This window comes from Pseudomonas sp. BIC9C, assembly GCF_034541995.1.
GTDB classification, from domain to species: Bacteria; Pseudomonadota; Gammaproteobacteria; order Pseudomonadales; family Pseudomonadaceae; genus Aquipseudomonas; species Aquipseudomonas fluorescens_CC.
This window is the reverse complement of sequence record NZ_JAWDGM010000003.1, coordinates 594,998-605,536: the sequence shown is the minus strand read 5'-3', so window position 1 is coordinate 605,536 and position 10,539 is coordinate 594,998. Positions and strand designations below refer to the sequence as shown.

The window sequence follows — 10,539 nt, the reverse complement described above, 5'->3', positions numbered from 1 at the left end:
GTCAGATACGTGGCTACCCCCGCGGTACAGGCCTCGCGAGAACATCAGTAGGCAGGCATGATCGACTATGCTTGAGCAGCGAAAGGAAACGGAAGTGGTTCACCCCCCCATGGACATCAAATTCACCAACCGGCTGTCGTTCAAGCAAGCCCGGCTTACCGTGCTGGTCGGCTTCATTCTGGGCACGCTGCTCAGCCTGCTGCAAATAGGCATCGATTATGCCAGTGATGACGCCTCCATCAATCGTGAAATCCTTTCGCTGCTGGAAATCAGCCACAACCCGGCCTCGCGAATCGCCTACAACATCGACGCCGAACTCGCCAAGGAACTGACCCTGGGCCTGCTGCGCTCGCCGGCGATCATCAGCGCGAAACTGACCGACAACAACGGCACCGTGCTGGCCAGCGTCAAGCGACCCGGCGTGCAAAACGGTTACCGGATGTTCAGCGACTTCCTGTTCGGCGCCAATCGACAGTTCGAAGACCGACTTTACCTGGATAACTTGCCCAACGAGTCCCTGGGTACGTTGCGACTGAAGGTCGACACTTACGCCTTCGGCGACCGGTTCCTGCGCCGGGCCGAAGTGACCCTGCTCAACGGCTTCGCCCGCAGCCTGCTGCTGTCCGGCATCCTGCTGGCGCTGTTCTATGTGATGCTGACCAAACCCCTGGTGCGGGTCATCCGTGAGCTCAGCGGTCGCGACCCGAGCAGTACCGAACCGACGTCACTGGAATGCCCTGCCGGGCACGCCAACGATGAGATCGGTGTGCTGGTCAAGGTTGCCAGCCAGCAGTTCAAAAACATCGCCACCGAAATCCAGCAGCGGCGCAACGCGGAAAATCGCCTGACCGAGTATCTGGGTCAACTGGAAAACATCGTCTCGGCCCGCACCGCCGAACTCAAGGCGATCAATGACCGGCTGAGCCAGTCCAACGAGGAACTGGAGGTCGCCCGCAGTACAGCCCTCGATATGGCCGAAGCCCGCTCGGTGTTCCTGGCCAACATGAGCCATGAAATTCGCACGCCCCTCAATGGCTTGCTCGGGATGATCGCGCTGTCCCTCGACGGGCCGCTGAATGCCGAACAACAGCAGCAGCTGTCGATCGCCCATGACTCAGGCAAAGTGCTGGTGGAATTGCTCAACGATATTCTCGATTTGTCGAAGTTCGATGCCGGTCAGCTCGAACTCGAACACATCCCCTTCGACCTCGGCTCGCTGATCGAAGACACCGCCAACCTGTTGTCGCAGAACGCCGCCCCCAGCGTCGAACTGACCTGCCTGATCGATCCGCACTTCCCCGCACTGGTGCTCGGCGATCCGACTCGGGTCCGGCAAATCGTCAGTAATCTGCTGTCCAACGCCCTCAAGTTCACCCGCTTCGGGCGTGTCGACGTGCACCTTTCGACGCTCGGGGACGGCGTCAGAATCGAAGTGTGCGACACCGGCATCGGCATCCCTCAGGATGCCCAGGTCAAGATCTTTCAGCCTTTCACCCAGGCCGGTGCCGGTATTACCCGCCAATTTGGTGGCACCGGGCTGGGCCTGGCGCTGACCTACAACCTTTGCGAAGCCATGCAAGGGCGCCTGACGATCAGCTCCGAGCCGGGTTTTGGCAGCCAGTTCTGCGCGGACTTGCCATTGCCCGGCCATACCCGTGCAATGCCTGCCGTTTTGCTCAAGGGCAAAGTCGTCGCCATCACGGCCGCCAGCAGCGGGCTGGGCGAATTGCTCAACAGCCTGTTGCCTGGCTGGGGGCTGGACTATGAACGGCGCTCCATGGATGACTCGCTGCTTGGCCTGACAGCCGACGTGCTCATCACCGACTGCCCCGAATGTCTGTTCAATTTGCGCCCCACCCTTGGCGCCCCGATCCTGCTGGTCACCGCTTATGGCAACTTCATGCCCAGCGAAGAGGCCAACGCCCTCGCCCCCTTGCAACAACAGGCACGCCCCCTGGCACGCAATACCTTGTATCAGACGTTGCGGCGGATCCTGCAACCGGAAACCCACCCGATCAACGATGCCCGACTCGACACGCAAAGCACGCAACGCCGCGGGCGCGTGCTGCTGGTGGAAGACAATCCGGTCAACCAACTGGTGGCCAAGGGCATGCTCGGCAAACTTGGCTGCGAGGTCGCCACCGCGGCTCATGGTGCCGAGGCCCTGGATCAACTCGAGCTACGGGAATTCGACCTGGTGCTGATGGACTGCAACATGCCGGTGATGGATGGCTATGAAGCCAGCCGGCAAATCCGCCGCAGCGGACGCTGGCCCCAACTGCCCATCGTCGCCCTGACGGCCAACGCCATGTCGGAAGAGCGCGAACGCTGTCGTGCCGCGGGCATGAGTGACTACCTGGCCAAACCCTTCCGGCGAGAAGAACTGGCCGCCCTGCTGGACTTGTGGGTTCCCGCTACGACTGCGCCTTGATCTGTCCCAACAGGTGATCGAGACCATCGCGCAACTCGTTGAGGCGATTCAGGTCGACCCCGCTGTCGCACAATAGACGTGCCTTGAGTGGCCCGACCTGATCGCGCAAGGCCACGCCGGCCGGCGACAGGCTCAGATGCACTTCACGCTCATCGCGCGCCGAACGCTGGCGCTGCACCAGTTGCAGTTGTTCGAGGCGCTTGAGTAACGGGGTCAGCGTGCCGGAATCCAGGGCCAGACGCTCACCCAATGCCTTCACGGTCGGTTGCTCCGGGGCTGCTTCCTGCCACTCCCAAAGCACCAGCATCGCCAGGTACTGAGGGTAAGTCAGGCCCAACTGATCAAGCATTGGCTTGTAGGCGCGAATGACCGCACGGGAAGCAGCGTACAGCTTGAAACACAGCTGGCTGTCGAGCTTCAGGGAATCCACTGACAAGGTATTCATTTGAGCAGGGCTTCGATCTCGCGGGTCAGGTCCTGCGGCTTGGTCGCCGGGGCGAAGCGCTTGACCAGTTGCCCGTCCTTGCCGATCAGGAACTTGGTGAAGTTCCACTTGATGCCCTGGGAACCCAGCACACCCGGTGCGCGCTTTTTCAACTGCACGAACAGGGGATGGGCGCCGGCACCATTGACTTCGATCTTTTTGAACAGCGGGAAGCTGACACCGAAGTTCAGTTCGCAGAATTCGGAGATCGCCCCTTCATTGCCCGGCTCTTGCTTGCCGAACTGGTTGCAGGGAAAGCCGAGCACCACCAGTCCCTGGTCCTTGTAGGTCTGCCACAGTTCTTCCAGGCCTTTGTACTGCGGAGTGAAACCGCACTTGCTGGCGGTATTGACCACCAATACGGCTTTACCAGCGAAATCAGCCAAGGTCTTTTGCTCGCCCTTGATGGTGGTGCACGGGATGCTCAGCAGGTTGTCGCTCATGATGAATGCTCCGGATTCGGGAAGATGAGCCAAACATAGCGAGCAATTGAATTGTGTGCAATTTAATTTATCAAACGCCAATCCACTGTAGGAGCGAGCTTGCTCGCGATGGTCGTCAACGATAACGCGGGAAGCCTGGTGCCCCGGGTTGTTCTCTGATCCATCGCGAGCAAGCTCGCTTCTACAGGGCTCGCATTACTCGCGAGGTACGAGGTCCAGGCACACCGAGTTGATGCAATAGCGCAGGCCTGTCGGCGGCGGGCCGTCGGGGAAAACGTGACCCAGATGCGCGTCGCATTTGGCACAGACCACTTCGGTGCGGATCATGCCGTGGCTGACATCACGGATTTCGGTCATGGCGCTGTCGCCGATCGGCGCGTAGAAGCTCGGCCAGCCACAACCGGAATCAAACTTGGTTCTGGAATCGAACAAGGGTTCGTTACAGCAGATGCAGTGATAAACACCGTCGACCTTGCTGTCGTTGTACTTGCCGGAAAACGGTCGTTCGGTACCTTTGAGGCGGCACACGTTGTACTGCTCTGGATCGAGCATCGCCTTCCATTCTTCCAGGGTTTTTTCCAACTTTTCCATCATCACACCTCTGCGGCTGAAAAAGCCCGATCTGTACCTTTTCCACCGATCGGGCGGCACGTATGATTGCGCCTCGTCAAACGCCAGTCTGGCAGCCAGACCACGCGCATTCAAACGGAAATATGGGTGCTGCATCTCAAGGCGTCAGGCCTGTGTGAATACGCAGGATTCCCAGCGCGGCTGTCCAAACGCCGTCTGGATCGTTCATTTTCGGGAACACATCGCCATGCAGGTCAGCAAATCGAACAAGCTCGCCAACGTCTGCTATGACATTCGCGGCCCGGTGCTCAAGCACGCCAAACGCCTGGAGGAGGAAGGCCATCGCATCCTCAAGCTGAACATCGGCAACCCGGCGCCTTTTGGTTTCGAAGCGCCGGATGAAATCCTCCAGGACGTGATCCGCAACCTGCCGACCGCGCAGGGCTATAGCGACTCCAAGGGCCTGTTCAGTGCGCGCAAGGCCGTGATGCAGTATTACCAGCAAAAGCAGGTAGAAGGCGTCGGCATCGAAGACATCTACCTGGGCAACGGCGTTTCCGAGCTGATCGTGATGTCGATGCAGGCCCTGCTCAACAATGGCGACGAAGTGCTGGTGCCCGCGCCTGACTATCCGTTGTGGACCGCAGCCGTGAGCCTGTCCGGCGGTAATCCGGTGCATTACCTGTGCGACGAGCAGGCCAACTGGTGGCCGGACCTGGCTGACATCAAGGCCAAGATCACCCCGAACACCAAGGCACTGGTGATCATCAACCCGAACAACCCGACCGGCGCTGTGTATTCGAAGGAAGTGCTGCTGGGCATGCTGGAACTGGCCCGCCAGCACAATCTGGTGGTGTTCTCCGACGAGATTTACGACAAGATCCTCTACGATGATGCCGTGCACATCTGCACCGCCTCCCTGGCGCCGGACTTGCTGTGCCTGACCTTCAACGGCCTGTCCAAATCCTATCGCGTGGCCGGTTTCCGTTCCGGCTGGATCGCCATTTCCGGCCCGAAACATCACGCCCAGAGCTATATCGAAGGCATCGACATGCTGGCGAACATGCGCCTGTGCGCCAACGTGCCCAGCCAGCATGCAATCCAGACCGCCCTGGGTGGCTATCAGAGCATCAATGACCTGGTGCTGCCGCCGGGCCGCTTGCTGGAACAACGCAACCGCACCTGGGAACTGCTCAACGACATTCCGGGTGTGAGCTGCGTCAAGCCGATGGGGGCGCTGTATGCCTTTCCGCGGATCGACCCCAAGGTCTGCCTGATCCATAACGACGAGAAATTCGTCCTCGACCTGCTGCTCTCCGAAAAGCTGCTGGTGGTGCAAGGCACCGCATTCAACTGGCCATGGCCAGACCACTTCCGCGTCGTGACCCTGCCACGTGTCGATGACCTGGAGATGGCCATCGGCCGCATCGGCGGCTTCCTCAAGTCCTACCGCCAGTAAGCGGCCAGTCACCGTGCGACGCGCCTGCACGTCGCACGGTGATTCATCCGGCAACACTTTTTTGCATTCCGCCGCTGGCCGCCGCTTTGCCCGCCGCCGAGTAACGCGTTGCCTGCTCGCGCCTGACAAAAGCGGGGCCTTCGACACGAACTGACTGACAAACACTTCCCGCACTCGCGCCGGAAATGCCCTGCAAGCAGCTAGACTGTTGCCGTAGGACACAGTTTGAAATAGTCACCCGGTTGAATACCCCGGTGCAGCACCTTATATACCCCGCAGTACGCTACATCTTTAGCATGAGGAGATTTCTACAACCATGATGCGCATCCTGCTGTTCTTGGCCACTAACCTGGCGGTCGTGCTGATTGCCAGCATCACCCTGAGCCTTTTCGGCTTCAACGGGTTCATGGCGGCCAATGGGGTTGACCTCAACCTCAATCAGCTGCTGATTTTCTGTGCGGTCTTTGGTTTCGCCGGTTCGTTGTTCTCGCTGTTCATCTCCAAGTGGATGGCGAAGATGAGCACCAGCACCCAGATCATCACCCAGCCTCGCACCCGTCACGAGCAATGGCTGCTGCAAACCGTCGAGCAACTGTCCCGCGAAGCCGGGATCAAGATGCCCGAAGTCGGTATCTTCCCGGCCTACGAGGCAAACGCCTTCGCCACCGGCTGGAACAAGAACGACGCATTGGTCGCGGTCAGCCAGGGCTTGCTCGAGCGCTTCTCGCCGGATGAAGTGAAGGCCGTCCTGGCCCACGAAATCGGCCACGTAGCCAACGGCGACATGGTTACCCTGGCGTTGATCCAGGGCGTGGTGAACACCTTCGTGATGTTCTTCGCACGGATCATCGGCAATTTCGTCGACAAAGTGATCTTCAAGAACGAAGAAGGCCAGGGCATTGCCTACTACGTGGCGACCATCTTCGCCGAACTGGTTCTGGGCATCCTGGCCAGCGCCATTGTCATGTGGTTCTCGCGCAAGCGCGAATTCCGTGCCGACGAAGCCGGCGCAAACCTGGCCGGCACCGCCGCCATGATTGGCGCCCTGCAACGCCTGCGGGCGGAACAAGGCCTGCCAGTGCACATGCCCGACACCCTGAACGCCTTCGGCATCAACGGTGGCATCAAGCAAGGGTTTGCCCGCATGTTCATGAGCCACCCGCCACTGGAAGAGCGTATCGACGCCCTGGCTCGTCGCCGCGGCTGAGAAGCTCCACAGCAAATGAAAGGCCCGCAGTGATGCGGGCCTTTTTTTGTCTGCTGGAATATTGAGTGTTCTTTCGGCCGTCTTCGCGAGCAGGCTCGCTCCCACAGGGATTATGTGTTGGACATAAGTCCAATGTGGGAGCGAGCCTGCTCGCGAATGGGCCAGTGTAGCTAACCGTTATTACCGACTGGAAACCCGATACACCCGCTCTTCAAGTCGCGTCACACCCGCCTCAAGGAACTTCCCGCTCTCGCTCAAGACATCCTGATCCTCCAGGACCTTCAATCCCCACGAAGTCCCGAACAACCGCTGCACTTCATCATCGAGCACAGCAAATGGCGGCCCGGACATTTCAGCCTGATCGTAGTCCAGTGTGATCAACAACCCTAAGGAGCCCTTGGGCAGAATCCGCTTCAGATGCGTCGCATACCGTTCGCGCATCGATGGCGGTAACGCAATCAACGCGGCGCGATCGTAAAGCGCAGAGCAATCAGCGACGTCGCCTGGTGTCAACGCAAAAAAATCTCCACACCAAAGCTCGATGGAGCCCGCCCGATAGACGCTGAAAGGCCCTTGCTCACTGACGGCCGGATCCAGTTGATGCTCACTGAAGAAGTCCTCCACGGCCTTCTCCGACAATTCGATACCCAGGACCTCATGCCCGCAGTGCGCCAGCCACAACAGATCCAGGCTCTTGCCGCACAACGGCACCAGCACCCGCGCGCTTTCTTCCAGGCCCAACTGTGGCCAAAACCGCTGTAGATGTGGGTTCACCTGCGGAAGGTGAAAGCCGATCTGATTCGACGCCCACTTCTTGTGCCAAAACTCCGGCTGCATAATTAACCCCGAAAATTCGATCAAAACACCCTAAAACTTATATTAGATTTAGATTAATGATCTGACTGAAGATGTTGCATCTTAACTCTCAGGAGCTCGTTCATGTTCCCCAGCCTGTACATATCCCACGGCTCCCCCATGCTCGCTCTGGAGCCCGGCGCCAGCGGGCCGGCACTCGCCCGTCTGGCCGCTACAATACCGAAGCCCAAGGCCATCGTGATCGTGTCTGCGCACTGGGAAAGCAATGAGCTGCTGGTCAGTGGCAATCCGCAACCGGAAACCTGGCATGACTTCGGTGGTTTTCCCAAAGCCCTGTTCGAAGTCCAGTACCCGGCTCCTGGCGATCCACGACTCGCCACAGAGGTTACCGAGTTATTGAAAACCGCTGGCTTTCCTGCGCGTATCGACAGCAATCGGCCTTTCGACCATGGCGTCTGGGTGCCTTTATCGCTGATGTACCCGCAAGCAGAAATCCCGATTGTGCAGGTATCACTGCCCACCCGTGGCGGTCCCGCCCTGCAGACCCGCGTTGGCCACGCGCTGGCCAGCCTGCGCGAGCACGGCATCCTGCTGATCGGCTCCGGCAGCATCACTCACAACCTGCGGGAACTGGACTGGCATGCCGGCCCCGAGAGCGTGGAGCCCTGGGCCCTGGCTTTTCGCGACTGGATGATCGAGAAACTCGCAGCGAACGACGAAGCCGCATTGCACGACTATCGCGCGCAAGCACCGAATGCCGCTCGCAACCATCCCAGCGACGAACACTTGTTGCCGCTGTACTTTGCCCGCGCCGCCGGGGGGCAGTTCAGCATTGCCCATCAGGGGTTCACCATGGGTGCGCTGGGCATGGACATTTACCGATTCGGGTAACCTTTGGACCGAGTCGCCCCGATCGCGAGCAGGCTCGCTCCCACATTTGATCTACGGCACCTTTGGGAGCGAGCCTGCTCGCGATGGCTGCATCACAATTCGAACGCCAAACACAAATCAGCAGGCAAAAAAAATCCCCGAACCAGTCGGGGATTTTTCATGTTCGATCAATCAGCCCGAGAGCGGATCAATCTTCGCGGTAGCGACGCAGCTTCAACTGCTTGCCGGCAACGCGAGTGTCCTTCAGCTTGGTCAGCAACTTCTCAAGACCATCTTCCGGCAGCTCGACGAGGCTGAAGCTGTCACGCACCTGGATGCGACCGATGGCTTCACGCGCCAGACCACCTTCGTTGAGGATGGCGCCCAGCAGGTTCTTGGCAGCGATACCGTCACGCGCGCCCAGCGCGGTACGGCAACGTGCACGGCCTTCACCCAGTGGCATCGGAGCACGACGCTCGCGGTCGCCACGCTCAGGACGGTCACCGGAACGCTCTGGACGATCGCCACGCGGTGCATTGTTCGGCACCAGTGGACGCTCTTTCTCGATAGCAGCCAGGTTCAGCGCTTGACCGTTGGTAGCCTTGCGCAGCAGGGCTGCGGCCAGGGCACGCGGGCTGCAACCGATGTCGGCAGTCAGGCGATCCAGCAGATCACCGTGGGTCGATTCGGCTTCAGCCACCAGCGGCGACAGGCTGTTGGTCAGTTTCTTGATGCGCGCATCCAGAACAGCCTGAGCGTCCGGCAGGCGAACTTCAGCAACCTTTTGACCGGTTACACGCTCGATCACTTGCAGCATGCGGCGCTCACGCGGAGTCACCAGCAGCAGTGCACGACCTTCGCGACCGGCACGGCCGGTACGGCCGATACGGTGAACGTAGGACTCAGGATCGTACGGCATGTCAACGTTGAACACGTGAGTGATGCGCGGAACGTCCAGGCCACGAGCGGCAACGTCGGTCGCCACAACGATGTCCAGACGGCCATCCTTGAGGGAGTCGATCACGCGCTCACGCTGGTTCTGGGCGATGTCACCGTTCAGCGCGGCGGCTTTGTAGCCTTTGGCTTCCAGGGCACTGGCCAGGTCCAGGGTCGCTTGCTTGGTGCGCACGAACATGATCAGGGCGTCGAAATCTTCCACTTCCAGCAAGCTGAGAACGGCCGAAGTCTTCTGGTCAGCGTGAACCAGCAGATGAGCCTGCTCGATCGCGGTAACGGTCTGGGTCTTGCTCTGGATCTTCACGTGCTTCGGATCGCGCAGGTGGCGTTCGGCGATGGCACGGATCGATTGCGGCAAGGTTGCCGAGAACAGTACGGTCTGACGGGTTTCCGGCATGGCCTTGAAGATGACTTCCAGGTCATCCATGAAGCCCAGCTTGAGCATTTCGTCGGCTTCGTCGAGAACCAGGTGGTTGACGGTCGCCAGTACTTTTTCGTCGCGACGCAGGTGGTCGCACAGACGGCCCGGGGTGGCGACAACGATTTGTGCGCCATTACGGATTGCTTTCAATTGTGGGCCCATCGGCGCGCCGCCGTAGACAGCCACAACAGTCACGCCCGGCATTTGCTTGGCGTAGGTTTCGAAAGCGGTTGCAACTTGTAGCGCCAACTCACGAGTTGGGGCCAGGATCAGAGCTTGCGGCTCGCGCTTGGACGGATCAATGCGGTGCAGAATTGGCAGGGCAAAGGCAGCGGTTTTACCGGTACCGGTTTGCGCCTGACCAATCATATCGTGACCGGCGAGAATGATCGGGATCGACTGCTGCTGAATGGCCGAAGGCTCTTCATAGCCGGTAGCGACTACTGCAGCGACAATATTGGGATGAAGTTCAAGAGCGGCGAAGCCGCCGATTTCCTGGGTCATGGGTCTGCCTCTAAGTGCATCCGCAAAGACCCATGCTCCAAAGCTGCACATGCCGTGTTGAGACTCAAGAGTCGCCCTGGCAGCTTTGTCGGCGGGGATTTGCGAAAACGAATGAATGAAAAGAATCGTCAAGGAAGAGTCCGCTGGGCGGACGTGCAGCCGAAGCTGGCTTCGGGGAATTGCGCTACCTAAACGCGGCCCGGTTAAAGGCCGGCGCGCACTATACCGGAATTCGCCCAAAAAGGGAGCTTTTTTTATCGAAGATCCACCGGATACACCGTTGTGTCACAGGCTTTGCGAATAATCGGTCAGCCGTCTATTTTTCAAAGGCCCGGCCTTGCGGGTGATGGCGCTAAAACGGTTCACCCTTTGCCGTG

General features: G+C 59.5%; 9 protein-coding genes. 4 read left to right on the top strand and 5 right to left on the bottom strand.

From position 1 onward, the window contains the following. Nucleotides 1–109: 109 nt before the first annotated feature. Nucleotides 110–2,431: a hybrid sensor histidine kinase/response regulator gene (locus RS887_RS17390; protein ID WP_322616289.1), complete on the top strand. Its 2,322-nt coding sequence runs from the start codon at nt 110–112 to the stop codon at nt 2,429–2,431. Here RS887_RS17390 and RS887_RS17385 read toward each other — a convergent pair. The 3 genes from RS887_RS17385 to msrB form a co-directional block, all read right to left on the bottom strand. After that, a complete protein-coding gene (locus tag RS887_RS17385) occupies nt 2,415–2,876 on the bottom strand; it encodes a MarR family winged helix-turn-helix transcriptional regulator (protein ID WP_322616288.1) in 462 nt (153 codons plus the stop codon). The genes RS887_RS17390 and RS887_RS17385 overlap by 17 nt on opposite strands. Further along, nucleotides 2,873–3,358: a glutathione peroxidase gene (locus RS887_RS17380; protein ID WP_008002671.1), complete on the bottom strand. Its 486-nt coding sequence runs from the start codon at nt 3,356–3,358 to the stop codon at nt 2,873–2,875. The genes RS887_RS17385 and RS887_RS17380 overlap by 4 nt, the downstream gene beginning before the upstream one ends. A 195-nt stretch (nt 3,359–3,553) precedes the next feature. Continuing rightward, nucleotides 3,554–3,949, bottom strand: coding sequence for a peptide-methionine (R)-S-oxide reductase MsrB (msrB, locus tag RS887_RS17375; protein WP_322616287.1), 396 nt, complete (start codon nt 3,947–3,949; stop codon nt 3,554–3,556). Between the two features lie 226 nt (nt 3,950–4,175). Between msrB and RS887_RS17370 the strand changes: the two genes are divergently transcribed. Both RS887_RS17370 and htpX read left to right on the top strand, forming a co-directional pair. Beyond that, nucleotides 4,176–5,387 (top strand): pyridoxal phosphate-dependent aminotransferase, encoded by a 1,212-nt coding sequence (locus RS887_RS17370; RefSeq protein WP_322616286.1) that lies wholly within the window; start codon nt 4,176–4,178, stop codon nt 5,385–5,387. Nucleotides 5,388–5,703: 316 nt separating this feature from the next. Next, complete coding sequence (gene htpX / locus RS887_RS17365) at nt 5,704–6,594, top strand: protease HtpX (protein WP_007973520.1); 891 nt, start codon at nt 5,704–5,706, stop codon at nt 6,592–6,594. Nucleotides 6,595–6,774: 180 nt separating this feature from the next. Here the strand turns inward: htpX and RS887_RS17360 are convergent, their stop codons facing one another. After that, on the bottom strand, nt 6,775–7,431 hold the full coding sequence (locus RS887_RS17360) for a thiopurine S-methyltransferase (RefSeq protein WP_322616352.1): 657 nt from the start codon (nt 7,429–7,431) through the stop codon (nt 6,775–6,777). Nucleotides 7,432–7,533: 102 nt separating this feature from the next. On the opposite strand from RS887_RS17360, the gene RS887_RS17355 reads away from it, so the two are divergent. Further along, on the top strand, nt 7,534–8,301 hold the full coding sequence (locus RS887_RS17355; RefSeq protein ID WP_322616285.1) for a class III extradiol ring-cleavage dioxygenase: 768 nt from the start codon (nt 7,534–7,536) through the stop codon (nt 8,299–8,301). Nucleotides 8,302–8,488: 187 nt separating this feature from the next. Here the strand turns inward: RS887_RS17355 and RS887_RS17350 are convergent, their stop codons facing one another. Further along, nucleotides 8,489–10,162, bottom strand: a complete 1,674-nt coding sequence (locus tag RS887_RS17350; protein ID WP_007973525.1) for a DEAD/DEAH box helicase — start codon at nt 10,160–10,162, stop codon at nt 8,489–8,491. Nucleotides 10,163–10,539 lie beyond the last annotated feature (377 nt).

Coding starts and splice junctions, on each gene's coding strand:
- RS887_RS17385 (WP_322616288.1), bottom strand. CDS start 2,876: ATGAATACCTTGTCAGTGGATTCCCTGAAGCTCGACAGCCAGCTGTGT.
- RS887_RS17390 (WP_322616289.1), top strand. CDS start 110: ATGGACATCAAATTCACCAACCGGCTGTCGTTCAAGCAAGCCCGGCTT.
- RS887_RS17350 (WP_007973525.1), bottom strand. CDS start 10,162: ATGACCCAGGAAATCGGCGGCTTCGCCGCTCTTGAACTTCATCCCAAT.
- RS887_RS17380 (WP_008002671.1), bottom strand. CDS start 3,358: ATGAGCGACAACCTGCTGAGCATCCCGTGCACCACCATCAAGGGCGAG.
- RS887_RS17370 (WP_322616286.1), top strand. CDS start 4,176: ATGCAGGTCAGCAAATCGAACAAGCTCGCCAACGTCTGCTATGACATT.
- RS887_RS17360 (WP_322616352.1), bottom strand. CDS start 7,431: ATGCAGCCGGAGTTTTGGCACAAGAAGTGGGCGTCGAATCAGATCGGC.
- msrB (WP_322616287.1), bottom strand. CDS start 3,949: ATGGAAAAGTTGGAAAAAACCCTGGAAGAATGGAAGGCGATGCTCGAT.
- htpX (WP_007973520.1), top strand. CDS start 5,704: ATGATGCGCATCCTGCTGTTCTTGGCCACTAACCTGGCGGTCGTGCTG.
- RS887_RS17355 (WP_322616285.1), top strand. CDS start 7,534: ATGTTCCCCAGCCTGTACATATCCCACGGCTCCCCCATGCTCGCTCTG.